The sequence below is a fragment of the Novosphingobium sp. MD-1 genome, from assembly GCF_001014975.1.
GTDB lineage: Bacteria > Pseudomonadota > Alphaproteobacteria > Sphingomonadales > Sphingomonadaceae > Novosphingobium.
On record NZ_BBXA01000020.1, the window covers coordinates 374,652 to 399,070 of the forward strand.

Here is a 24,419-nt window from a genome sequence, read left to right on the forward strand (position 1 = left end):
CCATTTCCTGGAGGATGCCCTCATGAAGACCCGCGCCGCCGTTGCCTTTGCGCCCAAGCAGCCGCTCGAGATTGTGGAACTGGACCTCGAAGGCCCCAAGGCGGGCGAGGTTCTGGTCGAGATCATGGCGACCGGCGTGTGCCACACCGACGCCTATACGCTCGACGGGTTCGACAGCGAGGGCATCTTCCCCAGCGTGCTGGGCCACGAAGGCGCGGGCATCGTGCGCGAGGTCGGCCCCGGCGTGACCAGCGTGAAGCCGGGCGATCACGTGATCCCGCTCTACACCCCCGAATGCCGCCAGTGTAAGTCGTGCCTTTCGGGCAAGACCAACCTGTGCACCGCGATCCGCGCCACGCAGGGCCAGGGCCTGATGCCCGACGGCACCAGCCGCTTTTCCTACAAGGGCCAGACCATCTTCCACTACATGGGCTGCAGCACCTTCTCGAACTTCACCGTCCTGCCCGAGATCGCGGTGGCGAAGATCCGCGAGGATGCGCCGTTCCAGTCCGCCTGCTACATCGGCTGCGGCGTGACGACCGGCGTCGGCGCCGTGGTCAACACCGCCAAGGTCCAGGTGGGGGACAACGTCGTGGTCTTCGGCCTCGGCGGCATCGGCCTCAACGTCATCCAGGGCGCGCGCCTTGCCGGGGCCAACAAGATCATCGGCGTCGACATCAACCCCGATCGCGAGGAATGGGGCCGCAAGTTCGGCATGACCGACTTCCTCAACAGCAAGGGCCTGAGCCGCGAGGAAACCGTCGCCAAGGTGGTCGAGCTGACCGACGGCGGCGCCGACTACACCTTCGACGCCACCGGCAACACCGAGGTGATGCGGACCGCGCTCGAAGCCTGCCATCGCGGCTGGGGCACCAGCATCATCATCGGCGTGGCCGAGGCGGGCAAGGAAATCAGCACCCGCCCGTTCCAGCTGGTGACGGGCCGCAACTGGCGCGGCACCGCGTTCGGCGGGGCCAAGGGCCGTACCGACGTGCCCAAGATCGTCGACATGTACATGACCGGCAAGATCGAGATCGACCCGATGATCACGCACGTCATGGGCCTGGAAGAGATCAACACCGCGTTCGACCTGATGCACGCGGGCAAGTCGATCCGCTCGGTCGTGGTGTTCTGAAGCACGCTATCGCGCTTCTCCCGCCAGCGGGAGAGGCGCCTGTTCCTTGCCCTGGGGCACGATGACCTGATCGTGCCCACTTCTCGTCATTGCGAGCGGCACGCGAAGCAATCCAGAGTCCCGTGTGCGGCCCTGGATTGCCGCGGGGCTGCGCCCCTCGCAATGACGCTTCAAGGCAAGGCCATCCGCGTCTACGAAGCGCGCGTGAAATCCGGCCTGCGGCGTTCGAGGAACGCCGCAACGCCTTCCCGGCCTTCCGCGCCGGAGCCCGCCGCCGCGATCGAATCCGCCTCCACCGCCAGATGCGCGGCAAGATCGCGCGTCGAACTGTCCAGCAGCAGCGCGCGGGCGGCGCCCAGCGCCCGCACCGGCGCAGCGGCCAGCCGTACCGCCATCGCCTGCCCTTCTGCTGCGAGATCGGCATCGGGCACCACACGCGTCACCAACCCCAGCCGCGCTGCCTCTTCCGCGCCGACGCGGCGGTTGGTGAGAATCATCTCCTGCGCCACGCGCAGGCCCGCCACGCGCGGCAGCAGCCAGCTCATGCCCCCATCGGGGGTCAGGCCGATGCCGGAATAGGCCGCGGTGAAATGCGCGGCTTCGCCCGCCAGCACCACATCGCCCAGCAGCGCCAGGCTGAGGCCCGCGCCCGCCGCCGGGCCGTGAACCAGCGTCAACAGGGGCTTGTCCATCCGCGCCAGCACCAGCACCGCCTCGTGCAGCGCGCTCGCCAGTTCGTGCAGGAAAGCGCCCGCGCGATCGCCGGCGGCGGCGAAAGAGGCGATGTCCCCGCCCGCGCAGAACAGGCGGCCGTTGCCCGCCAGCACCACGCAGCGCACCGCCGGATCGCCCGCGCAGTCGCGCGCCGCGGCATCCAGCGCGCGCGCCAGATCCATGTCGATGGCGTTGCCCTGATCGGGCCGGTTGAGCGTGATCGTGGCGACACCGCCATCACGGGTGAGCAGGACGGGGTTCATGCGCAGGCCTCCATCGCTTCGCGCGCCAGCGCCGCCAGCCGGGGGAAGGCTTCCGCCCGTTCCCGCGCGTGGGCGCTGTTGGCGGTGCCGCGCAGCACGCGGCCCTTGATGCCGTGAAAGATCGCGGCCAGCCGGAAGAAATTGAACGCGATATAGAAATCCCAGTCCGGAATCCCCGCGCGCCCGGTGCGGTGGCAATAGGCGGCGATGTAATCCGCCTCGGTCGGCAGGCCCAGCGGCACCGGATCGGCCCCGCCCAGCCCGGCGACGATGTCCGGCGGCATCCGGTACATCGTGGCGTGATAGGCGAAGTCCGACAGCGGATTGCCCAGCGTCGACAGCTCCCAGTCGAGCACCGCAACCACGCGCGGTTCGGTGGGATGGAAGATCATGTTGTCGCAGCGGAAATCGCCGTGGGTCACACGGCTTTCGTCGCCCGGCGGAATGTGCGCGGGCAGCCAGGCGACCAGCGCGTCCATGTCCGCGTTGCGGCCGGCCAGCTCGTCCTCAAGATACTGCTTCGTCCAGCGCCCGATCTGCCGTTCGAAGAAATTGCCGGGCCGGCCAAAGTCGCCCAGGCCCACCGCCGCGGGATCGACCGCGTGCAGCGCGGCGATCGTGGCGTTCATGGCATCGTAGTAGGCGGCGCGCTCGCCCTGCGGCACGTCGGGAAAACGCGCATCCCAGAAGATGCGGCCATCGACCATCGCCATGACGTAGAACGCGCTGCCGATCGCGCCATCGTCCTCGCACACGCCCAGCACCGGCGGCACCGGCACCGGCGTCGGCCCCAGAGCGGTCAGCACGCGCGCCTCGCGCAGCACGTCGTGCGCGCCTTTCAGCAGCGGCCCCGGCGGCTTGCGGCGCAGCACATAGCGCGCGCCCGGCGTAGACAGGCGATAGGTGGGGTTCGACTGGCCGCCATTGAACTGCGCCACCTCCAGCGGCCCGGCGAAGCCCGCGACATGCGCCGCCATCCACCGCGCCAGCGCGGCTTCGTCGAACGCGACGCGAACCTCGCCCGCGCCGGCGTTGGCCCCGCCGGCGTTGTCGACCGCCCCTTCAGCCGCCATGGCTGTGCCGCCAGTCGCGCTTGACCTTCTTGGCCAGGCTCCACTTGTGGACCTCGGTCGGGCCGTCATAGATGCGGAAGGCGCGCACTTCGCGGAAGATCTGCTCGACGATGGTCTTGTCGGTAACGCCGGTGCCGCCCATCACCTGCACGCAACGATCAGCGATGCGCATCAGCGCCTCGGACACCGCCACCTTGGCCATCGAGCTTTCGACGGTGCCGAGCGAGCCGGTATCGAGCACGGCGGCGCACCAGTCGATCATCAGTTCGGCCTGCTTCAGATCGATCATGTTCTCGGCCAGCATGAAGCCCACGCCTTCGTGATCGATCAGCTGCTTGCCGAAGGCCATGCGCCGGTTGGCATAATCCACCGCGATCTCGTTGGCGCGGATGCACCCGCCCAGCCAGCGCATGCAGTGCGACAGGCGCGCCGGGCTGAGCCGCACCTGAGCATACTTAAAGCCTTCGCCCGCATCGCCCAGCATCTGGTCGGCGGGGATGCGCAAGTTGTCGATGGTGACCGTGGCATGGCCGCCCGGCATCGAGCTGTCGATGGTGTTGGGCACGTGATCGATGCGGATCGCGGGATCGGGCAGGTCCACCAGGAACATGCACGCGCCGCCCTGCGAATCCGGATCAACCGACTTCGCCATGACGATGCCCACTTTCGCGCCTTCGGCACCGGTGATGAACGCCTTGCGCCCGTTCACCACCCAGTGGTTGCCATCGCGCCGGCACGTGGTCTGCATCATCGAGGGATCGGACCCGGCGCCGCCTTCGTCGGACGGCTCGGTCATGAAGAAGGCCGAACGCACGCGCCCTTCGACCAGCGGCGCCAGGAAGCGCGCCTTGAGATCGGCGCTACCGACATGGCCCAGCAGGTACATGTTCCCCTCGTCGGGCGCCTGGGTGTTGCAGGCCAGCATCCCCAGCGGCGAAAGGCCCGACGCGATCAGGATCACGGCGGTTTCGCGCTGGTTGAAATGGCTGCCATCGGGGCGGATATGGGGGGTGAGGACGCCCGCCGCGCGCGCCTTCTCGCGCAGTTCCATGACCAGCTCGTCGGTCGGCGCGCCATGATGGTCGCGGCGCGGGTCCTGTTCATAGGGAACCACGGTTTCGCGGACGAAGGCTTCCACCTTCGCCGCCATGTCGAGCGCTTCGCGGCTGATCGTCATCGTATCCTCACCCCCTGTTGCATACTCACCCGTGTTTGGTCTTAGCGTGGCGCCATGCGGATCGCGCCGTCCAGGCGGATGGTCTCGCCGTTCAGCATCGGGTTGGTAACGATGCTTTCGACCATCTGCGCATATTCGTCGGGCTGGCCAAGCCGGTTCGGGAACGGCACCTGCTTGCCCAGCGAATCCTGCGCGTCCTGCGGCAGCGAGGCCAGCAGCGGCGTCCAGAAGATGCCCGGGGCGATCGTCATCACGCGGATGCCGCTGCGGGCGAGTTCGCGCGCGATCGGCAGCGTCATGCCGACGATGCCGCCCTTGGAGGCGGAATAGGCGGCCTGCCCGATCTGCCCGTCAAACGCGGCGACCGAGGCGGTGTTGACGATCACGCCGCGCTCTTCCGGCCCCACCGTTTCGGCATCGTGGATGCGCGCGGCGAACTTCGACAGCACGTTGAAGCTGCCGATCAGGTTGATCTGGATGATCTTCGCGAAATCGGCGAGCGGCAGCGCCTTGCCATCGCGGCCGATCACCTTGGCGGGCGGGCCGATGCCGGCGCAGTTGACGCAGATGCGCGCCTTGCCGTTGACTGCCTCGGCTTCGAGGATCGCGTTCTCGACCGCCGCTTCGTCGGTCACGTTGACGGGGAAGAACGTTGCGCCGATTTCGGCCGCGTGCTTCGCGCCCAAGTCGGCGTTGAGATCGAAGATCGCAACCTTCGCGCCAGCCTTCGCCAACCGCGCCGCGGTGGCGCCGCCCAGACCCGATGCGCCGCCGGTGACGATGGCGGCCACTCCCTTGATTTCCATGCTTCCCGCTCCTTCAGCGATATTCCGTTGAACTTACAGCGCGCGGGCGATGACCATGCGCTGGATATCGGACGTGCCTTCGTAGATCTGGCACACACGCACATCGCGGTAGATCCGCGCGATGCCGAATTCCTCAAGATAGCCATAGCCGCCCAGCGTCTGCAGTGCGCCGGTCACCACCGCCTCGGCCGTCTCCGACGCCACCAGCTTCGCCATCGAGGCTTCCTTGAGGCAGGATTGCCCGGTATCCTTGCCGGCATCCTTGACCGCCGCCGCATGGAGCACGAGCTGGCGCGCCGCTTCCAGCCGGGCGGCCAGATCGGCGAGACGGAAGCCCACCGCCTGGTGCTGGATGATCGGCTGGCCGAAGCTCTTGCGCTCCTTGGCATAGTCCACCGCGATCTCCAGCGCCGCCTGCGCCATGCCGATGCATTGCGCGGCGATGCCGATGCGGCCCGCTTCCAGGTTGGACAGCGCGATCGCATAGCCCGTGCCGGCCTCGCCCAGCATCAGGTCATCGGGCACGAACAGGTTGTCGAAACGGATGGCGCAGGTATCGGACGCGCGCTGGCCCAGCTTGTGCTCCACCTTGTCCACCACGTAGCCGGCGCTGTCGGTCGGCACGAGGAAGGCCGAGAGGCCGCGCTTGCCGGCATCGGGATCGGTCACCGCGAACACGATCGCCAGGCTGGCGATGCGGCCGGAAGAGATGAACTGCTTCGCCCCGTCCAGCACATAGCCGCCCTCCACCTTGCGGGCGCGGGTGCGGATGGCCGATGCGTCGGAACCCGCATCCGCCTCGGTCAGCGCGAAGGCGCCGATCGCCTTGCCGCCCACCAGATCCGGCAGGAAACGCGCCTGCTGCGCCGGCGTGCCATAGCGCAGCAGCGCGGACACGATCAGGCTGTTCTGGATCGACAGGATCGTCGACAGCGCGCCATCGGCCGCCGCGATCTCGATCAGCGCGGCGGCATAGGACACGTAATCGAGCCCGGCCCCGCCAATCTCTTCGGGCGCGGTCATGCCGGTCAGCCCCATCTCGGCCAGCGCGGCGAACAGGTCCGGCGGATAGCCGCCGGCCGCTTCATAGGCCGCCGCGTTCGGCCGGATCTGCTCCTGCGCGAAATCACGCACCATGTCGCGCACGGCGGCCTGGGTTTCCGTCAGAATCATGAAACTCACCGGTTGATTATCTACTGATGAGTAACTTGCATTCCCGTGGGTTTTTTGTCAACACGGGGGGCGACAGACCGGACCCCGCCTTGACCCCCATTTCCTCGCCTTTCCAGACCCCTGAACAGCGCCAGGCTGATCGCGCCGCCAAGCGCGACGCGGTGCTGCGCGCGGCGGTGCGGATGTTCAACGAGAAGGGCTTCCACCAGACCTCGCTCGATGACGTGGCGGCGCGGCTCGGCATCTCCAAGCCGACCATCTACCACTACCTTGGCAACAAGGATCAGGTGCTGCTCGAATGCGTATCGCGCGGGCTGGGCCAGATCATCGAGGCGGCGGCGGAGGCGCGCCAGGAAGCGGGCACGGGCGCGGACCGGCTGGCATGGTTCCTGCGCCGCTATGCCCAGATCAACATGGACGATTTCGGCCGCTGCGTGATCCGCACCGGCGACGAGGCGCTGGCGAGTGAAAGCCAGCAGCAGTTCCGCGCGCTCAAGCGCCGGATCGACAACGCCCTGCGCGAACTGATCGGCGAGGCGATCGCCGACGGCTCGCTGGCGCCGACCGATCCCAAGCTGCTGGCCTTCACCATCGCGGGCGCGCTCAACTGGCCCGCGCGCTGGCACGATCCCGATGGCGAGCACGCGCCGGCGGACCTTGCCGAGTATCTCGTCACCAACCTGGCGCGCGGCTACCTGCCACGCTGAAGCGCGCGACGGGACTTCCGGCTTTCCATGCATACGTAGTGTGATTGCGCCGGCCCCGCGCCACAGGCTAGATCCGGCGAAAGCCCGGCCCATGAAAACGCCGGCATGGAGAGGATTTTATGAGCATTGCCAGCATCGCGCTCCCCCGCATCCTGCGCATCGGCGGCGGCGCATCGCGCCAGTTGCCCGATGTGCTGGCCACGCTGGGCCTGTCCCGCCCACTGATCGTGACGGATGCCTTCCTGGTCGGACAGGGCCGCGTGGAAACGCTGCAAGGCAGCCTGAAAGCTGCCGGCATCGCCAGCCGCGTCTTCGACGGGACCGTTCCCGATCCGACCGTCGCCTCGATCGAGGCCGGCCTCGCCTTCCTGCGCGAAGGCGATCACGATTGCGTGGTCGGCTTCGGCGGGGGCAGCCCGCTCGACAGCGCGAAGGCCATCGCCATGCTCGCGCGCCACGGCGGAGCCATGGCCGACTACAAGGCGCCGCACGTGCAGGACGAACCCGGCCTGCCCGTGATCGCCATCCCGACCACCGCCGGCACCGGATCGGAAGCGACGCGCGTCACCGTCATCACCGACGAAGCCACAGACGAGAAGATGATGTGCCCCGGCCTTGCCTACCTGCCCGTGGCGGCGCTGGTTGACTACGAACTGACCTTCACCAAGCCGCGCCGGCTGACCGCCGATACCGGGATCGATTCGCTGACTCACGCGATCGAGGCCTATGTCTCGAAGCGCGCCAGCCCGTTCACCGATGGCATGGCGCTGCTGGCGATGCGCGCGATCGCGCCCAACCTGCGCCGCGCCTGCGACGATCCCGATGACCGCGCAGCGCGCGAGGCGCTGATGCTGGGCGCGACGCAGGCGGGCATCGCCTTCACCAACGCCTCGGTCGCGCTCGTACACGGCATGAGCCGGCCGATCGGCGCGCATTTCCATGTGCCGCACGGCCTTTCCAACGCCATGCTGCTGCCCACGGTGACGGCGTGGTCCGCCCCCGCCGCGCTGGCGCGCTATGCCGAATGCGCCCGCGCCATGGGCGTGGCCGACGCGCGCGAGGGCGATCAGGGCGCGGTGGCGCGGCTGCTGGAGGAACTGGGCGCGCTCAACCGCGATCTCGGCGTGCCGGGGCCAGCCGCCTGGGGCATCGACGCCGCCCGCTGGCAGGGCCTGATCCCGACGATGTGCGAACAGGCGATCGCCTCGGGATCGCCCGCCAACAACCCGCGCGTGCCCGATGCGGCCGAGATGGCGGAACTCTACGCCCGCGTCTGGGACGGTTAGCGGCCCCGGGGCCTCACGTTTCTTCCTCGTCCGCCGGCTCCGTGCGCACACGGCCCTTGAAGCCTTGGGCGATCACGTACCATTCCGAGGAATCCTTGCGGCTCGCGGGCGGCTTGGCGTGCTTTACCGTGGTGAAATTGCGCTTGAGCAGGCCCAGCAGTTGCGTGTCCGTGCCACCGGCGAAGACCTTGGCGACGAACGCCCCGCCCGGCGCCAGCGTGGCGATGGCGAAATCGACCGCCGTCTCGACCAGCCCCATCGTGCGCAGGTGGTCGGTCTGCTTGTGCCCCACGGTGTTGGCCGCCATGTCCGACAATACCAGGTCCGGTTCGCCATCGAGCGCGCCTTCGAGCGCCGCCGGCGCCTCGTCGGCCATGAAATCCATCTGGAAGATGGTCACGCCGTCGATCGGATCGGTTGGCAGCAGGTCGATCCCGACGATCTTCGCCGCCGGCGCCTTCTGCCGCACGATCTGGCTCCACCCGCCCGGCGCGATGCCCAGGTCCACCACGCGGCGCACGCCCCGCAGCAGGCCGAACCTGGTATCGAGTTCGGCCAGCTTGTAGGCGGCGCGGCTGCGATAGCCATCGGCCTTGGCCTGCTTCACATAGGGGTCGTTGATCTGGCGCGACAGCCAGCGCGCCGAAGAGGCGGTGCGCTTCTTGGCCGTGCGCAGTCTTTCGCCCGGATCGCGTCCAGACCGGCTCATGGCCTATCTCCTGTTATCTGGTCGCCTGTTATCTGGTCACCGGTCATTTGCGCGCCCGCTTTCCGGCGGATCGCGCGCAGCGCCTCGCGGCTGCGCTCGGCTTCGCCGCCCGTCGCCATCAGGCTGCGCAGGATGCCTTCGCGGATGCCGCGATCGGCAATGCCCAGCCGCTCCGCCGGCCAGATGTCGAAAATCGATTCCAGGATCGCGCAGCCGGCCACCACCAGGTCGGAGCGCTCGCGCCCGATGCACGGCACCGCGATGCGCTCGGTGGGGCTGAGCGAGGACAGCCGGCGGCTGATCCCGCGCATCGATTCGACCGGCACGATCAGCCCGTCCACCGCGCGCCGGTCATATTGCGGCAGCTTCAGGTGCAGGCTGGCCAGCGTGGTTACCGTGCCGCTGGTGCCGAGCAGGCGGATCGCACCGCGCTCCAGCGCCGCCTTGCGCTCGCCCGCCACGCGTTCGGCAAAGGCGGCGAAGCCTTCGTCCACGCGCCGCCGCATCTCCGCGAAAGCGGCGGCGCGCGCCGCCGGCTCGTCGGAAATCGGGCCGATGCTCTCGGTCAGCGAAACGACGCCCCAGGGCACGCTCTGCCAGTCGAGGATGCGCGGCACCGGCTCGCCGGTATCGACCAGCACCATCTCGGTCGATCCGCCGCCGATGTCGAAGATCATCGCCGGGCCGTCGCCGTGTTCCAGCAGGATGTGGCAGCCCAGCACCGCCAGCCGCGCCTCTTCCTGCGCGGTGATGATGTTCAGCCGGATGCCGGTCTCGCTGTGCACGCGCTCGATGAATTCCGCGCCGTTGGTGGCGCGCCGGCACGCCTCGGTCGCCACCGAGCGGGCCAGGTGAACATTGCGCTTGCGCAGCTTTTCGGCGCAGATGTGCAGCGCGCCCAGCGCGCGGTCCATCGCCGCGTCGGAAAGGCGGCCGGACTGCGCCAGCCCTTCGCCCAGCCGCACCACGCGACTGAACGCGTCGATCACCACGAAATGATCGCCCGATGGCCGCGCGATCAGCAACCGGCAATTGTTGGTGCCGAGGTCGATCGCCGCATAGGCCTGGCGGTGAAAGGGCATGGGCCGGTTCCACAGCGGCCGCGCCTGCTGCGCCGATTCCTCCGGCAAGGCTGGTGTCTCGGGCGGGCGCAAGGCACCCTGTGGAACGCCGGCGGCTTTCGGTTGCGGAGACGAGGAACCGGCCAGAGCGTGCGGCGGAGGTCGTTGCCGCTTCTTGCTGCCGGAACGCGCCCCCTGCCCCGGGGCCGGCGGATTGATCTCCGCCATGTTTCAATTCGCTTATGTTTTCCCGCCTGCGTGATGCGTGGCGGGTACTTGACGGCCATGGTAACGGCACGAGGGACGCCCGGCAAGACCGCCGCGCCCGCATCGCGCGGAACGGCGCGCAAGGCCGCTTGACTTGCCGCCAGCCCCCCTCTAAGTGCGCCGCTCCATTGCCCGATCGTCTAATGGTAAGACTACGGACTCTGACTCCGTCAATCGAGGTTCGAATCCTCGTCGGGCATCCAAATTTCCGCAAAATATGTTGTATTCTCAATATTTTGCGGGATGAGGGTGAAATTCACCCCCACACTTTCCCCCACATCGCACCATGTTTGCAGGTGGTTGGTGACGAACGACGGCGAAGTGGTGCTCGACATCGCCCCGACCGGAATTGCATCGCACCGAATCATATTGCAGGGCAGAGCGACCGCCAGAAAAAGGGATAGCGGCAGAGCGTTGGCGCCCCCGGCAGGACTCGAACCTGCACCAGAAGGGATAGAAGCCCTTTGCCCTATCCAGTTGGGCGACGGAGGCAGCCAGAATGCTCCTTACCCTAGCCTTAGCTCAGCGAACATACCAGTTCCCCATTTCCTTTGCCGCCTGCTCAAGGGTTTTGAGAGCCAGCCGGTAGTCCCCACGTTCCATTGCCTGATCGAGTATCCGCTGAAGCCGTCGAATCCGATAGATTCGGTGTGCGATGGCAACCTCGCCCAGTTCCTGCTCGCACCGTTTGCGGACGAGTTGAAAATAGTCGAGCCATCGGTGCGAGCCAGCAAACTGGAAGGATGTCGGATCATAGGCGCGGACGTGTCGCGGCGTCAGGGTGACATCGAACTCGCTGGCGATCAGTTCGGCGACCTCGGCATGTGACTGATAACAGGCGAGGTGCTCGACAATCCGCCGCTTGATGGCATTCGATAAACGCCTCATCGGGTAAGTCCTGGGTAAGTCGCCCACGCCCCGCCAACGTCCATGACCCCGTATCCATGATGAACGGCTGAGCGGACCAACCGCTCATGATCGACCGACGTGTGGGCAACGGTCCACCAGGTCGTGTCACCTACCCTGTACGACCCCCACCCTGCGGTCAGGTCTTGGTCGGCGATGTTGGCCTGCTCCCCCTCACCACCACCACCCCACTCCCAATAAGGGAGGTGGGGGTGGTGGGAACGGGGGTCAGCGCCAATCAGGTTCCTCACTTTCCCCACCTCACTTTTCAGGGTGAGGAGGGCGACCGATCTCATGCGGATCGACAGGCTTCCCGACGGTGACAAATGGACGGTCATTGCCCTTGCCGTCGCGACGATGCTCCTTTGCCAAAGCGCCGTTCCTGAACCATGCCCGGAGAATAGCCTTGATCCGCGCCTTGTCGGCTTCGGCGGAAAAGCCCGCCACTTCGGCGACCAGGTGGCCAACCCAATCTTTGGCCTGCACGTTCTCGCGCCAGTTACCAGCCGCAAGCCTTTGCTGGACCATGTAGAGGTGCCGTGCGCTCAGCCCATGGAACACATCCGGCTTTTCCCAGAGGCAGGCAACGCCGACATAATCGGCAGGCTCGTTGGCATTGCCGTTATCGAGGCACTGACTTTCCAGCTTGATCCACGTCGCCGCATCCGGGGGAGCGCGATTGGCCTTGCCGGTATCGACGCGCACCAGCGAGCGGCGCAAGGCCGGATCGGTAATGCCCAGTTCCTCGGCCTCGGCCTGGCTCATCGCATTGAGCGGCAGCACGACGCGGGCAGCATCGCGCAACGCGACGGCACCGCGCCCGTCCTCTGCCGTCACCTCACGCCCGCCCAGCTTCTTGGTATGATGCACCAGCACGACCGCGCAGCCGGTTTCCTGAGCCAGCCGTTTCCACCGCTTGGCGATGGCGTCGATTGCCTCATTGCTGCTTTCCCGCACGGTATGGCTGGAAACGAACGGGTCCACGATCACGACCGAGATTGCCCGCTCCCGCACCGCCGCCGCGACCTGTGCAAACACGTCCTCGGCAATGGCGAAACCGTCGCGATCTTCGGTTGCCGTACAGAGCGGCTGGACCAGCCCGCTATCGATGCAAAGACGGTCTTGGCAGACAGCGTTCGTGATCCCGTGGAAAAGGCAGGCTGCGGACACTTGCCGTTCCAGTTCGTCTTGCGAGTCCTCAAGATTGTAGATCCAAGCCGATTGCGGGCCGCGCGGAAGCGGCTTGCCAAGCAGCGGTCGTCCGGACGCGAGCGACAACGCCAGCGCGGTGCCGATCGTGCTCTTGCCGGTGCCGCCGGGCGCAATGATCGCCGTAACCTCGCCCTTCAGCAGCCAATGGCCTAGCAGCCATTGCCGCCTCGGCAGCGAACTGGGATTGGGCCAGCGATAGGGTGTGGCGCGAATGGACGTGCCCGCCGGCACCGCCTTCGCAATGCGGCTGGCTACCTCCTCCGGTTCCATGTCGGCAAAGTCCATGGGAGCGGCCGCATTACGCATGACCAGCCGTTCCGGCCTGGGCGATCCGGGCTGCCACCTCGGCAGGCGCAATGTCCGCAAAATCGGCTTCCGTTTCAGCCGAGTGCATTTCCGGTGCAAAGGGCAGCGGAGTAGCCACAAGCGCTCCAACGGACGCGGCTGCCTTCCGGGCGGCATTCAACCCGATGTTCTCCGACAGGTGGCGGTCATCGTCCGCCGCGATGATGAGCGTCCGGCTGGGGAACAGCTTGCGCACGGCGCGAGCAACGGTTTCAAGGTTGCGTGCCGACATGGCCGCGACAACCCCGTGGCCGATTGCATGATGGACCGCGGCCATGGTGGCGAAGCCTTCCCCGATCACCAGCGGCCCGGCCGATGGCCCGCCATCGCAACTGAACACGCCGTGCGGCCAGAACAGGCCATCGGTGCGCCCGCCGGATAGGAACAGCTTGCGCCCGTTCGGATAGATGCGCTGGACGTTCCGCAGACGAAAGTCGCAATCGAACATCGGGACAAGCAGCGCATTACGGTGCTGCCGGATACCGAACGGGGGCAGCCGCTTGCGCGTGAGATAGCCATGCGCGGGATCGGGCTTGCCTGCGGCGCGCCACAGATCGCGGGCAACGCCAGTTGCCGCTTCCTGCTTGGCTTCCGTTTCCGCCTTGCGCCGGGCTTCGCTTTCACGGGCCTGAGCCATGATCGTGCGCCGTTCGGCTGGGGACAGCGAACGGGGATCGCTCCCCGCCCGCCACACCGTCCGCACGCCCAGCCGGTAATGCCGGAACACGCCAGCGGGCACACCATCGAGGTGCAGCCATGCCCAGCCGTTGCGCCGCCCTGGCTTGTCGCCATCTGCGCGGAAGCGGACGGGATCGCCGGAAGCGAGCTTGTCGGCAATCGGCTCCATGGGGCGGATACCGGCCGCCCCCATGGCATGGAGAAACTCCGAAACGGGATCGGTCACAGCGCGGCCCTCCCCTTGTCGGTAAGGCGAAGCACTGCCGCGCGCTTGCCGGACGGATTGCGGCGACGTGCGCCGGTCGGCTCCACAAGGCCCATGGCCCGCAGTTCGGAGAAACGCGGTTGCAGGCTCTCGCGGGCGACCTGGGCAAAGGCGACAGCCTCCAGCACCGTTGCCTCGCCCAGCCTGTCCAGCGAGCGCATGGCAACGCAGCGAAGGTGGGAAGCGCAAGGCGCGATAGCCTCGGCGGCGTCCTGGCTGGTGCCGTCCGGACCTTTCGCGCCGGGAACGTCGGGATAGCGATCAGACATGGGCCTGGCCTCCGAATGCGAGCACGGCGGTCAGGAATTGCGTCTGGATGGCGAGAGGGTTAGGGCAGTCCCGGAACCAGCCGCCACAGCTATTCCGCGATGCCCGCGCCTCCGCGCGGGTTTCGCTTTTATGGGCCATGGTTCACACCTCGCCTTCGATGAGGCGACGCAGCGAGCGCGTCAGAATCAGGCGCTTGCGCCCCACCTTGCGCGTTTCCAGACGGCCATCGGCCATCGCTTCATAGAGGGTCGTTTTGCCGAGACCGGACGCCTTGACGGCATCCGACACGCTGAGAGCAATCGGTTCCATGATCTTTGTCTCCGCCAGCGTCCCGGCGAAAGTGCGGGGATGCGCTGGAGGAGCCAGCAGCGCACGATGAAAATTCCGCAGCAAAATGCGCATGTGCGGAACTATATGCGCCTTTTATGGGGTCTTTCGTTTGGGCCTTCCGCCCGGCTTCCATCGCCCTTTTAGAAGTTCGCGAACCGCGACTGTGGCAACATTCTCAAAGCCTTCCTCAAGCCTCATCATGCTGGCAATGGTCCGTCCATCCATGCCCCGCGCCTTCATTTCATCGGCCTTGGCAAGAATTGCCTTGTCCTCGGGCGGGTGGCCATCCTTGACCGATGGTGAACGCGCAGTCGTAGTCAGGGACACTTGGCCTGACGCCCCAATTCGCTCGACCTCGACAAGCAGATAACCGTCTGCCGCGCGAGCATCGTCTCCGAATGACTCATATTCACGGTCAAAACTGCGCGGATCGCCCTGCCACAGGATACTCGGCGATCCTTCGGGCTGGCGTCGAAGTGCGCCCGTCGAGACATCGAATTGCGAAAACGTCGCGAGTATATTCCCGTTCAATTCCTCCACTTCAGCCAGGTACGCGTCGGCAAGAGACATTTTAGACGTGAGTCTGCCGCGCATTTTGACGTTACCGCGATCAACAGCATCCCGCAGTTGACGCCAAGCCTCTGTCAGCCTGCCTAGCCCCGACCGACGGTCCTCAAAATGGCCTATGCCGGGAACATCGGGCGCGCCCTCATCTGCATGGGCAAAGAACTTTCGCACCCGCTCATTCGGGTCATCACTGACGGGCGGACGATGGCCTTCCACCTGCACCCGCAGTTCCTCACACTTCATCGCATCGCCAAATGCGATCCAGGTCAGCGCTTCGGATAGTGTTACATATTTGGTTCCGGGCAATTGGCGGCGGGGTGGTCGCGATGTCATTCCGCGCACATACACCACCGGCCGCCGCCGATCACGGCCTCACTGCACTGCCCGTTCAACAGTTCCGATTGATTGGCCGCCGCACGTTGATAGTGATCGATCCGAACAGCCGACGTTTGTCTGCCAAGGGAAATTTTACGAACCCGATGCCAAAGCTTACCCAACAAGAACTTGAGCGCCACCTGTGGGGCGCGGCCGACATTCTGCGGGGCACGGTCGATGCCGGGGACTACAAGCAGTACATTTTCGGCCTGCTGTTCTACAAGCGCCTGTGCGACGTGTGGGACGAGGAGTACGAGAAGCTCCTGGCCGAAACCGGCGATCGCGATGAAGCGGCCGACCCCGACGAGCACCGCTTCCACATTCCCAAGGAACACCGCTGGGAGGCCGTGCGCGAGCAATCCACGCTGATCGGCCAGCGGCTGAACGGCGCGCTGGCCGCCATCGAAGACGCCAACCTGCGGCTGCGCGGCGTGTTCGGCGACGTGGACTTCGCCAATCAGGACCGCTTCTCCGACGCCCTGCTGGAAAAGCTGCTCGCCCATTTCGAGAAGCACCGGCTGCGCAATGCCGACGTCCCCGCCGACATGCTGGGCGACGCCTACCTCTACCTCATCAAGATGTTCGCGGAGGGCGCGGGCAAGAAGGGCGGCGAGTTCTACACGCCCCGCTCCATCGTCCGGCTCATGATCGAGATCGTCGAGCCACGCCCCGGCATGTCGGTGTACGATCCCACCTGCGGATCGGCCGGCATGTTGCTGGAGGCGGTGCAGTACCTGAAGGACCGGGGCGAGAACGCCCGCAGCCTGTCGCTCTATGGGCAGGAGAAGAACTTCGCCACCTGGGGCATCGCCGAGATCAACCTGTTCCTGCACGACGTGGACGATGCCTTCATCGCCAAGGGCGACGTGATCCTCAGCCCCAAGCGGTATGACCCCAAGGCCCGCGAGTTCGTCGAGGGCGTGGGCGCGTATGACCGGGTGCTGGCCAACCCGCCGTTCTCGGAAAAGGTCTGGGGCCACGAGGTCTGGCAGAACGGCGACCCGTTCGGGCGCGACGAATATGGCTGCCCGCCCAAGGGCTATGGCGACCTTGCCTTCGTCCAGCACATGCTCGCCAGCCTGAAGGACGGCGGCGTGCTGGCGGTGGTGGTGCCGCACGGCGTCCTGTTCCGGGGCGGGGCCGAGGGCCGCATCCGGGAGGCCATGCTGGCCGCCGACGTGATCGAGGCGGTGGTGGGCCTTGCGCCCAATCTGTTCTACGGCGCGGGCATTCCTGCCGCGCTGCTGATCTGCCGGAAGAAGAAGCCCGCCGACCGGCGCGGCAAAGTGCTGATCGTCAACGGCGACGCCACCTATATGCCCGGCAAGGCGCAGAACTTCCTGACCGACGAGCATATCCGCACGCTGGCCGATGCCGTCCACGGCTTTGCCGACATCGCCAAGCTGGCCCGCGTGGTGCCGGTAGCGGAGATCGCCGCCAATGGCCACAACCTCAATATCAGCCGTTACGTCCAGACCGGCGCGGATGCCGAGGCGGTCGATGTCACGGCGGAAGTCGCCAGGCTGCAAGACCTGATTGCCCAGCGCAACGAGGCCGAGGCCGTGATGTTCGGCCACCTGCGGAGGCTCGGCTATGTCGGGTGAGATCGTCGTCTACAACACCGAGGACGGCCGGGTTACGGTCCAGCTCAAGACCATCGGCGACAACGCGTGGCTGACGCAGGCGCAGATCGCCGAGCTTTTCGACGTGACGCCGCAGGCCGTCACGCAGCACATTCGCGCCATTTACGAGGAAGGCGAGTTTGACGAGGCGGCAACTTGTAAGCCGTTCTTACAAGTTCGCACCGAGGGAAAGCGCGAGGTCTCCCGCCAGATCGCGCATTACGCCCTGCCCATGATCCTCGCCGTGGGCTTCCGGGTCCGGTCTCCACGCGGTGCGCAGTTCCGGCGCTGGGCGTCCACCACGCTGGCGGAGTATCTGGTCAAGGGCTTCGCGATGGACGACGCGAAGCTGAAAGACCCCGAAGCCGACTATTTCGAGGAACTGCTTGCCCGCATCCGCGACATCCGGTCGTCGGAAAAGCTGTTCTACAGGAAGGTCCTGGACATCTACGCCACCAGCGTGGACTACGACGGCAGCGCCGAGGCCAGCCAGCTGTTCTTCCAGACCGTGCAGAACAAGATGCATTGGGCGGCGCACGGCCACACCGCCGCCGAGATTGTCGCCGCCCGCGCCGATGCCGCCAGGGACAACATGGGCCTGACCTCCTGGGCCAACCAGTCCAAGGGCGGGCCGGTGCGCAAGGGCGACGTGCATATCGCCAAGAACTATCTGAACGCGGAAGAGATCGAGGCGCTGAACCGCATCGTCACCGCCTATCTGGAGTTTGCCGAGTTGCAGGCCCTGGCGCGCAAGCCCATGACCATGCGCGACTGGATCGCCAAGCTGGATGACTTCTTGGCGTTGGGTGACCGCGATGTGCTGACCCATGCCGGCCATATCTCTGCCGAGGTCGCCAAGGCCAGGGCGCTGGCCCAATATGACCAGTGGCACGCCCGCCAGCTTGACGCGCCCAGCGCGGTGGAGGGCGCGTTTGTGGAGGCGACGAAGAAGGCCAAGCAGATCGGCGCGGTCCGCCCCAAGGCCAAGCCGAAGGGCAAGGGTAAGTGAGTGCGGTGACGGAACTGGAGCGCGACGTGACGAACCTGCCGAATGGCTGGCGGCGCGTTCGGCTTGGGGCAGTATTCGCCGAGCGGAAGGAGAAAGGCCGAGTGGGGCTTCCGGTTGCTTCGGTCAGCATCGAGCACGGCCTTGTGCTGCGGTCATCGCTGGACAGGCGCGTTGCGTCTGACCTGCCTCCAGAAGGTCATGCCTTGGTGCGCAAGGGCGACATCGCATACAACATGATGCGCATGTGGCAGGGCGCGTGCGGGCTTGCAGAGGCTGACTGTATCATCAGCCCCGCATACGTGGTGATGACCCCATCGGCGGACGTTGAACCGGTGTTCGCGCACATTGCACTTCGTTCCGAACCGATGATGTCCCTATTGCATGGTTACTCACAGGGCATCGTGGATGATCGCTTGCGCCTTTACTCCGACGCCTTCGCGCAAGTGCCGATCAACCTCCCCCCGCTCGACGAGCAGCGGCGGATCGCCGAGGTGCTGCGGGCGGTGGATGAGGCGATTGCCGCCAACCGGGCCGCGCTCGATCAGGTCGCACGGGCACGCGCAGCCATTCTGCACAGCGCCTTCGAGGAAACGGTATGGGAGCCGGTTGCCCTCGGTGAGCTAGGAAGCTGGCAGAGCGGAGGCACCCCGTCCAAAGACGATGAGAGCAAGTGGGGCGGTGACGTGCCGTGGGTATGCCCACGCGATATGAAAACACCCGTCATCAGGCAGACCCACTCCACGCTTACGCCGCTTGCGCTCGGAGGAAGCTGCAAGCTGGCACCCAAGGGAACGCTGATGATCGTCGTTCGCGGTATGATCTTGGCGAAAGCTATCCCAACCGCCACGACGGCAATGGATGCGACCTTCAACCAAGACATGAAGGCGTTTCGGCCCAACGGTCGCGCTTTGCCCAAGTTCGTGCAACTATGCTTGCAGCATCAAGAACGGCAGCTTCTGCGTGTAGTCAACACTGCGACGCATGGCACGAAGAAGCTCGATACTGACACCTTGCTCACGGTGTCGGTTCCGCTTCCTAATCTTGAAACCCAGCAGGCACTTGCTGACGCGGTTTCTGATCTGGACTTTGCTTCGGTCAAGTATGGTGAGGAACATATCCGTTTGAGCACGATAAAGCAGGCGCTCATGTCCGACCTTCTCTCCGGTCGCGTGCGGGTGCCAGAAAATCGGAAAACCCTATGAGCGAGTATCGCCTTGCCGAGAAACCCGCGCTCGATGCGCTGGTGAGCATGGGCTGGCAGGCGCTGTCGCCAGCCGCCGCCCTGGCGATGCGGGTGGAAGAGAACCGGGTCATCCTCAAGCCCGTGCTGATCGCGGCGCTGCGCGACCTCAACGGCATTGGCGAGGCCGACGCCGAGGCGATCTATGCCGACCTTGCCACCCTGTCCGACAACGAGGATTGGCAGCGCAAGCTGCGCGGCGGCTATTCCCGTCGCCTGACCGGCGAGAACCGCGATAGCCCGATCGCGCTGATCGACTTCAAGCAACCCAGCCGCAACCGCTTCCACGTCACCCGCCAGTTCCACGTCGCCGCCCAGCGCCCGCGCATCCCCGACCTGGTGCTGTTCGTGAACGGCATCCCACTGGTGGTGATCGAGGCCAAGTCGCCGCTGAAAGCCACGGCGCGGGCAGAGGAAGCCTTCGAGCAGATCAAGCAGTATGAGCGCGACATCCCGCGCCTGTTCGCGTCCAACGCCTTCAACGTGGTCACCGATGGCATGGCAACGTTCTACGGCGCGACGGGCAGTCCGGCGCAGTTCTACGCCCCGTGGCCCGACCCCTGGCCCCGGACCCGCGCGGACTTCCCGGACGACCTGTCGAAGGACCTGTGGTGCCTGTGCGAGCCGTCGCGCCTGCTCGACCTACTGGCGCACTTCATCGTGTTCGAGGTGGACCAGGAAAAGGGCCGCAAGATCAAGAAGGTCTGCCGCTACCAGCAGTTCCGCGCCGTCAACAAGGCCGTGCAACGGGTTGCAGCGGGCGAGCACCGCAAGGGCCTGATCTGGCACACGCAGGGGTCGGGCAAGAGCCTGACCATGGTGTTCCTCGCGCTCAAGCTGAAAACCCACCTGACGCTCGACGCCCCCAGCCTCGCCAACCCCAACATCCTTGTGCTGACCGACCGGATCGACCTCGACAACCAGATCAGCGGCACCTTCGTCGCCTGCGGCCTACCCAACCCGGCGCGGTGCGGATCGGTGGCGGCGCTGCGCGAGGCGGTGAACCGGGGCGGCAACGGGCAGATCCTGCTCTCCACCATCTTCAAGTTCGCCGGATCGAAGGAGGCCATCCCCAACTCGGCCAACTGGATCGTGCTGGTGGACGAATGCCACCGAACGCAGGAAAAGGACCTGGGTGCGTTCCTGGCCGCGACGCTGCCCGATGCCCATTTCTACGGCTTCACCGGCACGCCGATCAAATCGACCGACAAGGACACCTACGCCCGGTTCAGCGTGGCCGGCGAAGGCTATCTCGACAAATACGGGATCGACGATGCCGTGCGCGACGGGGCCACGGTGCCCATCTTCTATGAAGGCCGCAAAGCCGATTGGGCGATCAACGAGGCCGAGATCGACATCCTGTTCGACCGCTGGTTCGTGGACCTGCCTGACGACAAGCGCGAGGAACTGAAGCGCAAGGGTCTGACCCTTGCGACCATCGCCAAGCACCCCGAACGCGTGCGCCTGATCGCGCTCGACATCTGGGAGCACTTCAAGACGGTGTGCCGGCCGGATGGCTTCAAGGCGCAGATCGTGGCGGTGGATCGCGAGGCGGTGATTCTCTACCGCGCCGCCCTGTCCAAGGTGATCGCCGCCGATCTGGCCAGGGACGGCATGGAGGCCGAGGCGGCGCAGACACAGGCCGACGCGATGATCGCCTGCGTGTTCTCGAAGAGCCAGGAGGATGACAAACCGAGCGGTAACCCGGACGTGCAGGCGCTGCGCGACGGGCTGAAAGCGTTCTATCTCGATGCCGAAGCCGAGAAGAACGCCAAGGACGGGTTCAAGGCATACGGGGCACAGCCCAGCTTCCTGATCGTGTGCGACAAGCTGCTGACGGGGTTCGACGCCCCCATCGAACACGTCATGTATCTCGACAAGCCCCTGAGGGAGCACAACCTTCTCCAGGCCATCGCCCGGACCAACCGCACCTGTTCCATCACCCTGCCGAACGGGGTGGAGATCACCAAGCCCAATGGCCGGATCGTCGATTACATAGGCGTCACCAGCCATCTGGACGAGGCGCTGAAGTCCTACCGCGCCGACGACGTAGAAAACGCGCTGCGCGACATCGCCGTGCTGCGCAACGACCTCAGGGAAGCCCACGCCCGCTACCGAGCGCAGAAACGCGCCATGAGGCTGGACGGCATGGACGAGAAAGCCGCCGCCTATGCCGCCGCCGCCATCGCGGCGAATGGCCGGGAGGATGAATGGTTCGATCTTCAGCGCCTGACCCGAACCTTCATCAGGGCCTATGGCAACCTCTCGCCCGACCCCGCCATCCTTGACTTCACCCGTGAAGTGAAATGGGCAGCGGCGTTCCTGCGGCTGGCCATGCAGGCCATCGCCAAGGACGAAAGCCTCGACCACCGCAGCTATACCGGCAAGATCAGGGACATGCTGGAGGCGCACGTCCATGTGACGGGTCTTTCCACCACGATCCGGCTGCGCGACATCACCGACCCCAACTTCGCCGACGACTTCGACACGGAAGAAAAGTCTGACGCCGAGTTGCAGGAAGCCTTCGTGCGCAAGGCCGCCGAGCTTCGCCGCGTCACCCGTGAACTGGTGGACAAGAACCCCGCGCAGTATGGCCGCTTCTCCGAACGGGTGCTGGAGATCATCCGCCGCTTCGAGGCGGGCCAGATCGCCGCCGCCGACGGCTTGGCCGACTTCGAGGACCTGACCGGCGACATTCAGGCCGAACAGGGCGCGCACGCCGATCTTGGCATGGACGAGAACGCCTTCTCGATCTTGCGCATCATGGAGGCCATCGCCCCGGATACCGCGCACGACACGTTGCGGATTGCCGCTACCGCCATCGGCGCGGTCTATGCCGAAGCCGCCGCGACGCAGCCCGCGTTTGGCCACATGGAGGCCTACCTCCGGTCCTTGCGCCAGCAGGTTCGCCGCATCCTGACCGAGCATGGCATCGGCGAAACCAAGGCCATCCGCGAGCAGGTCGAGGAGTTTGCCATCAACGCCTATGGGGGCGGAACCTGATGCCGACGCTCCGAATTGGGCGGGCCGAGATCGCCTACGAGCTTCGCCGCAGCGCCTGCGCCACCGAACGGCGCATCACCGTCACGCCCGGCCCAGGCAGACAGGCCATGGTCGAGGTGCTGGCACTCACCACCGATGACGATGACGACATTGCGGGCTTCCTCGATCGCAAGCGCCAATGGCTGTTCAACACCATGCGCGACATGGAGCGGATCACAGCCAGCCGTCACGCCGTGCCGCGATTCGCAACCGGCTCCAAGATACCCTACCGGGGGCGTAACATGCCGCTGACAGTCCGTCGCAGCGATGCAGAGCGGGCGACTGTCACCTACCGCAACGGCTTCATCGTCGATCTGCCGCACTGGACCGGTGACGATCCCAGCCAGCTCGTCGCCAGCGAGTTGAAACACTGGTTGAAGCAGCGCGCACGGCGAGACGTGAGCGAGATCGCCACAGCCATCAGCAAGAAGCACAGCCTCGCACCCCGTTCCATCCGCGTGGCAGACTTCGCCAACGGCTGGGGATCATGCGGCGCGGAAGGTAACGTGCTCATCAACTGGCATCTGATCTTCGCGCCAAGGAAGGTGCTGGAATACGTGGTTGTCCATGAACTGGCCCACTTGCGGCACAGGTCGCATGGCCCAGAGTTCTGGGATTTTCTGGGACGGCTATTCCCCGACTTTCCTCTCTCCAAAGCCTGGCTTGAACGGCATCAGGGCACCCTGTCCGACCAGTTCCTCCGATGATCCATGCACGGGAACAGAAGGCATCGTGGGCTGGAGCGAGCGTGCAAGTACGATAACCGTCATCACCGTCAGCGCTTCGCAGCCGAACGGATCGGCGTGATATTCTCCGCGACGCCAGACAGCGAAGGCGCGGCGAAACGACCCCATGCTTCCATGAGCGAGCGGCGCATGTCGCGCAAATCGGTACGTAGATAGGCTTGTTCCGTCGTGGTGCCGACACGGTGTGCCAGCGCCATTTCCGCCACCATGGCCGGAATGGTTGGCATCCTTTCGGCAGCCCAGTCCCGAAATGCGGAGCGAAAGCCATGCACGGTTTCCGATCGGCCCGCCGTGCGCATGGCCTTTGTCAGTGACATGTCAGACAGCGGCCCGCCCCGCACGCCAGCAAAAATCAGGCCCTTGCGCATATCCTTCGAGGCATAGGCATCGAGCAGCGCCACGGCGGCATCGCACAGAGTGATGACGTGCCCCTCTTTCATCTTCATGACTGACGCCGGGCGCGTCCATTTGCGGGCCTCAAGGTCCATTTGCTCCCAGGTCGCCTGCCGCACCTCCCCCGATCGCGCGGCGGTGAGGATAGCGAACAACACGGCATGCCGACTGGCGCTAACCCCCTTTTCGAGTTCGCCCGCAAAGAATGTGGGCACTTCAGCAAATGGCATCGCGGCAAAGTTGCCACCACGCGCCTGTTTGGAAAGGCCGGTACGCAGTTCGCGGACGTCCGGCAGCGCGTCGGTGCGCCAGCCGCGCGCCTTGGCGAAAGCAAGCACCTGCCCGATGCGGCTGCGCACCTTGCGGGCCATGACGGGCTTGCTGGTCCAGATCGGGGCAAGCGCGGCGATAACGTCCGCACTGCCGATCGCGTTGACTTTCAACGCCCCCAACTTGGGGTTAGCATGTTCTTCGAGCGAAGCCTTGAAGGCGTTGGCCGTGCGATCACTCCAGCCGGACGACAACGCCTTGTGTGCTTCCGTCACTGCCTCGGCAAAGCTGGGCACCTTTACCCGTTGCCGATCTCGCTCGACCTTAGGGTCACTCCCGGACTTCGCCAGCTTGCGTAGCGCAGCCGCCTTTTCTCGTGCTTCAGCCAGAGACAGGCTCTTGCGCAACATCAGAGGTATATCGGTCAGTCGGGCATCGTCCCTACCGAAGGCTGTACTGCCCAGGCCGTCAACATCGACAGCACCAAGACCTATGTCCCGGCGCTTGCCATCCACCTGCACACGAAGCATCCACGATTTAGTGCCGCTGGGCGCGACCAGCAGGAACAGGCCATCGCCATCCTGATAGGCGCGCTTCACCGGTTTCCCAGACGATCCGAATCCGGGCTTGGCATTGCGAACCTTGGCAGCGGTGAGTTTCCCCACACTTTTCTCCCCACATTTGCCCCCACACGATATTGCCGCTTCTGACGAACGTCAACGGCAGTGGACGGAATGGCAGAGATATAAAACATCGAATTTACATGATTTTATTGGTC

The 24,419-nt window shown here is 65.6% G+C and carries 22 protein-coding genes and 2 tRNA genes; 9 read left to right on the top strand and 15 right to left on the bottom strand.

Translation table 11 applies throughout. From position 1 onward, the window contains the following. Nucleotides 1-22: 22 nt before the first annotated feature. A complete protein-coding gene (locus NMD1_RS06655; RefSeq protein ID WP_125954124.1) occupies nucleotides 23-1,135 on the top strand; it encodes an S-(hydroxymethyl)glutathione dehydrogenase/class III alcohol dehydrogenase in 1,113 nt (370 codons plus the stop codon). Nucleotides 1,136-1,326: 191 nt separating this feature from the next. Here the strand turns inward: NMD1_RS06655 and NMD1_RS06660 are convergent, their stop codons facing one another. Genes NMD1_RS06660 through NMD1_RS06680 form a run of 5 tightly spaced genes read right to left on the bottom strand, consistent with a single transcriptional unit; the run spans nucleotide 1,327 to nucleotide 6,341 of the window. Then, nucleotides 1,327-2,112, bottom strand: a complete 786-nt coding sequence (locus NMD1_RS06660) for an enoyl-CoA hydratase/isomerase family protein (RefSeq protein WP_125954125.1) — start codon at nucleotides 2,110-2,112, stop codon at nucleotides 1,327-1,329. Further along, complete coding sequence (locus tag NMD1_RS06665) at nucleotides 2,109-3,185, bottom strand: phosphotransferase (protein WP_125954126.1); 1,077 nt, start codon at nucleotides 3,183-3,185, stop codon at nucleotides 2,109-2,111. Before NMD1_RS06665 ends, NMD1_RS06660 begins: the two co-directional genes overlap by 4 nt. Next, nucleotides 3,175-4,362, bottom strand: coding sequence for an acyl-CoA dehydrogenase family protein (locus NMD1_RS06670; RefSeq protein ID WP_125954127.1), 1,188 nt, complete (start codon nucleotides 4,360-4,362; stop codon nucleotides 3,175-3,177). The genes NMD1_RS06665 and NMD1_RS06670 overlap by 11 nt, the downstream gene beginning before the upstream one ends. Before the next feature lie 41 nt (nucleotides 4,363-4,403). Further along, the gene (locus NMD1_RS06675; RefSeq protein WP_125954128.1) at nucleotides 4,404-5,168 is read right to left on the bottom strand and encodes an SDR family NAD(P)-dependent oxidoreductase; all 765 of its coding nucleotides are present in this window, start codon (nucleotides 5,166-5,168) and stop codon (nucleotides 4,404-4,406) included. A gap of 33 nt (nucleotides 5,169-5,201) precedes the next feature. Beyond that, entirely contained in the window at nucleotides 5,202-6,341 is a 1,140-nt protein-coding gene (locus NMD1_RS06680; protein WP_125954177.1) for an acyl-CoA dehydrogenase family protein, read from the bottom strand. Nucleotides 6,342-6,430: 89 nt separating this feature from the next. On the opposite strand from NMD1_RS06680, the gene NMD1_RS06685 reads away from it, so the two are divergent. Beyond that, nucleotides 6,431-7,048: a TetR/AcrR family transcriptional regulator gene (locus NMD1_RS06685; RefSeq protein ID WP_233497385.1), complete on the top strand. Its 618-nt coding sequence runs from the start codon at nucleotides 6,431-6,433 to the stop codon at nucleotides 7,046-7,048. A 119-nt stretch (nucleotides 7,049-7,167) separates the two neighbouring features. Then, entirely contained in the window at nucleotides 7,168-8,334 is a 1,167-nt protein-coding gene (locus NMD1_RS06690; RefSeq protein ID WP_125954130.1) for an iron-containing alcohol dehydrogenase, read from the top strand. Between the two features lie 13 nt (nucleotides 8,335-8,347). On the opposite strand, the gene NMD1_RS06695 is transcribed toward NMD1_RS06690, so the two are convergent. Continuing rightward, nucleotides 8,348-9,043, bottom strand: coding sequence for an RlmE family RNA methyltransferase (locus NMD1_RS06695; protein WP_125954131.1), 696 nt, complete (start codon nucleotides 9,041-9,043; stop codon nucleotides 8,348-8,350). Further along, nucleotides 9,040-10,332, bottom strand: coding sequence for a Ppx/GppA phosphatase family protein (locus NMD1_RS06700; protein WP_124811173.1), 1,293 nt, complete (start codon nucleotides 10,330-10,332; stop codon nucleotides 9,040-9,042). Before NMD1_RS06700 ends, NMD1_RS06695 begins: the two co-directional genes overlap by 4 nt. A gap of 168 nt (nucleotides 10,333-10,500) precedes the next feature. Between NMD1_RS06700 and NMD1_RS06705 the strand changes: the two genes are divergently transcribed. Next, nucleotides 10,501-10,574 (top strand) — tRNA-Gln (locus tag NMD1_RS06705). A 212-nt stretch (nucleotides 10,575-10,786) separates the two neighbouring features. Here the strand turns inward: NMD1_RS06705 and NMD1_RS06710 are convergent. The 7 genes from NMD1_RS06710 to NMD1_RS06740 all read right to left on the bottom strand — a co-directional run bounded on the left by NMD1_RS06710 (nucleotide 10,787) and on the right by NMD1_RS06740 (nucleotide 15,295). Further along, nucleotides 10,787-10,863: transfer RNA gene (locus NMD1_RS06710), tRNA-Arg, on the bottom strand. Between the two features lie 30 nt (nucleotides 10,864-10,893). Beyond that, the gene (locus NMD1_RS06715; RefSeq protein ID WP_125954132.1) at nucleotides 10,894-11,259 is read right to left on the bottom strand and encodes a DUF2280 domain-containing protein; all 366 of its coding nucleotides are present in this window, start codon (nucleotides 11,257-11,259) and stop codon (nucleotides 10,894-10,896) included. 279 nt (nucleotides 11,260-11,538) lie between these two features. Further along, nucleotides 11,539-12,795: an AAA family ATPase gene (locus NMD1_RS06720; protein WP_158453920.1), complete on the bottom strand. Its 1,257-nt coding sequence runs from the start codon at nucleotides 12,793-12,795 to the stop codon at nucleotides 11,539-11,541. Further along, the gene (locus tag NMD1_RS06725) at nucleotides 12,788-13,738 is read right to left on the bottom strand and encodes a toprim domain-containing protein (protein WP_125954134.1); all 951 of its coding nucleotides are present in this window, start codon (nucleotides 13,736-13,738) and stop codon (nucleotides 12,788-12,790) included. Before NMD1_RS06725 ends, NMD1_RS06720 begins: the two co-directional genes overlap by 8 nt. Further along, a complete protein-coding gene (locus NMD1_RS06730; protein ID WP_125954135.1) occupies nucleotides 13,735-14,046 on the bottom strand; it encodes a MarR family winged helix-turn-helix transcriptional regulator in 312 nt (103 codons plus the stop codon). The genes NMD1_RS06725 and NMD1_RS06730 overlap by 4 nt, the downstream gene beginning before the upstream one ends. A gap of 142 nt (nucleotides 14,047-14,188) precedes the next feature. Further along, on the bottom strand, nucleotides 14,189-14,449 hold the full coding sequence (locus tag NMD1_RS06735) for a helix-turn-helix domain-containing protein (RefSeq protein ID WP_125954136.1): 261 nt from the start codon (nucleotides 14,447-14,449) through the stop codon (nucleotides 14,189-14,191). 21 nt (nucleotides 14,450-14,470) lie between these two features. Then, entirely contained in the window at nucleotides 14,471-15,295 is an 825-nt protein-coding gene (locus NMD1_RS06740) for a hypothetical protein (RefSeq protein WP_125954137.1), read from the bottom strand. 128 nt (nucleotides 15,296-15,423) lie between these two features. Here NMD1_RS06740 and NMD1_RS06745 point away from each other — a divergent pair, with 128 nt between their 5' ends. The 5 genes from NMD1_RS06745 to NMD1_RS06765 are packed head-to-tail and all read left to right on the top strand — an operon-like array spanning nucleotide 15,424 to nucleotide 22,939. Further along, nucleotides 15,424-16,923 carry a class I SAM-dependent DNA methyltransferase gene (locus tag NMD1_RS06745; RefSeq protein WP_125954138.1) on the top strand — a complete coding sequence of 500 codons (1,500 nt, stop codon included), beginning with the start codon at nucleotides 15,424-15,426 and terminating at the stop codon, nucleotides 16,921-16,923. Then, the gene (locus NMD1_RS06750; protein ID WP_125954139.1) at nucleotides 16,913-17,950 is read left to right on the top strand and encodes a virulence RhuM family protein; all 1,038 of its coding nucleotides are present in this window, start codon (nucleotides 16,913-16,915) and stop codon (nucleotides 17,948-17,950) included. Before NMD1_RS06745 ends, NMD1_RS06750 begins: the two co-directional genes overlap by 11 nt. 5 nt (nucleotides 17,951-17,955) lie before the next feature. Further along, nucleotides 17,956-19,152 (top strand): restriction endonuclease subunit S, encoded by a 1,197-nt coding sequence (locus NMD1_RS06755; RefSeq protein WP_233497386.1) that lies wholly within the window; start codon nucleotides 17,956-17,958, stop codon nucleotides 19,150-19,152. Further along, nucleotides 19,149-22,193 (top strand): type I restriction endonuclease subunit R, encoded by a 3,045-nt coding sequence (locus NMD1_RS06760; RefSeq protein WP_125954141.1) that lies wholly within the window; start codon nucleotides 19,149-19,151, stop codon nucleotides 22,191-22,193. Before NMD1_RS06755 ends, NMD1_RS06760 begins: the two co-directional genes overlap by 4 nt. After that, nucleotides 22,193-22,939, top strand: coding sequence for a M48 family metallopeptidase (locus tag NMD1_RS06765; RefSeq protein WP_125954142.1), 747 nt, complete (start codon nucleotides 22,193-22,195; stop codon nucleotides 22,937-22,939). Before NMD1_RS06760 ends, NMD1_RS06765 begins: the two co-directional genes overlap by 1 nt. 68 nt (nucleotides 22,940-23,007) lie before the next feature. Here NMD1_RS06765 and NMD1_RS06770 read toward each other — a convergent pair whose 3' ends face one another. Next, nucleotides 23,008-24,306 (bottom strand): site-specific integrase, encoded by a 1,299-nt coding sequence (locus NMD1_RS06770; RefSeq protein ID WP_125954143.1) that lies wholly within the window; start codon nucleotides 24,304-24,306, stop codon nucleotides 23,008-23,010. Nucleotides 24,307-24,419 lie beyond the last annotated feature (113 nt).

Excerpts from the sequence above, each read along its gene's own strand:
- NMD1_RS06745 (WP_125954138.1), top strand. The coding sequence starts at position 15,424 with ATGCCAAAGCTTACCCAACAAGAACTTGAGCGCCACCTGTGGGGCGCG.
- NMD1_RS06690 (WP_125954130.1), top strand. The coding sequence starts at position 7,168 with ATGAGCATTGCCAGCATCGCGCTCCCCCGCATCCTGCGCATCGGCGGC.
- NMD1_RS06760 (WP_125954141.1), top strand. The coding sequence starts at position 19,149 with ATGAGCGAGTATCGCCTTGCCGAGAAACCCGCGCTCGATGCGCTGGTG.
- NMD1_RS06720 (WP_158453920.1), bottom strand. The coding sequence starts at position 12,795 with ATGCGTAATGCGGCCGCTCCCATGGACTTTGCCGACATGGAACCGGAG.
- NMD1_RS06680 (WP_125954177.1), bottom strand. The coding sequence starts at position 6,341 with ATGATTCTGACGGAAACCCAGGCCGCCGTGCGCGACATGGTGCGTGAT.
- NMD1_RS06730 (WP_125954135.1), bottom strand. The coding sequence starts at position 14,046 with ATGTCTGATCGCTATCCCGACGTTCCCGGCGCGAAAGGTCCGGACGGC.
- NMD1_RS06695 (WP_125954131.1), bottom strand. The coding sequence starts at position 9,043 with ATGAGCCGGTCTGGACGCGATCCGGGCGAAAGACTGCGCACGGCCAAG.
- NMD1_RS06750 (WP_125954139.1), top strand. The coding sequence starts at position 16,913 with ATGTCGGGTGAGATCGTCGTCTACAACACCGAGGACGGCCGGGTTACG.
- NMD1_RS06765 (WP_125954142.1), top strand. The coding sequence starts at position 22,193 with ATGCCGACGCTCCGAATTGGGCGGGCCGAGATCGCCTACGAGCTTCGC.
- NMD1_RS06715 (WP_125954132.1), bottom strand. The coding sequence starts at position 11,259 with ATGAGGCGTTTATCGAATGCCATCAAGCGGCGGATTGTCGAGCACCTC.
- NMD1_RS06675 (WP_125954128.1), bottom strand. The coding sequence starts at position 5,168 with ATGGAAATCAAGGGAGTGGCCGCCATCGTCACCGGCGGCGCATCGGGT.
- NMD1_RS06655 (WP_125954124.1), top strand. The coding sequence starts at position 23 with ATGAAGACCCGCGCCGCCGTTGCCTTTGCGCCCAAGCAGCCGCTCGAG.
- NMD1_RS06670 (WP_125954127.1), bottom strand. The coding sequence starts at position 4,362 with ATGACGATCAGCCGCGAAGCGCTCGACATGGCGGCGAAGGTGGAAGCC.
- NMD1_RS06735 (WP_125954136.1), bottom strand. The coding sequence starts at position 14,449 with ATGCGCATTTTGCTGCGGAATTTTCATCGTGCGCTGCTGGCTCCTCCA.
- NMD1_RS06700 (WP_124811173.1), bottom strand. The coding sequence starts at position 10,332 with ATGGCGGAGATCAATCCGCCGGCCCCGGGGCAGGGGGCGCGTTCCGGC.
- NMD1_RS06660 (WP_125954125.1), bottom strand. The coding sequence starts at position 2,112 with ATGAACCCCGTCCTGCTCACCCGTGATGGCGGTGTCGCCACGATCACG.
- NMD1_RS06665 (WP_125954126.1), bottom strand. The coding sequence starts at position 3,185 with ATGGCGGCTGAAGGGGCGGTCGACAACGCCGGCGGGGCCAACGCCGGC.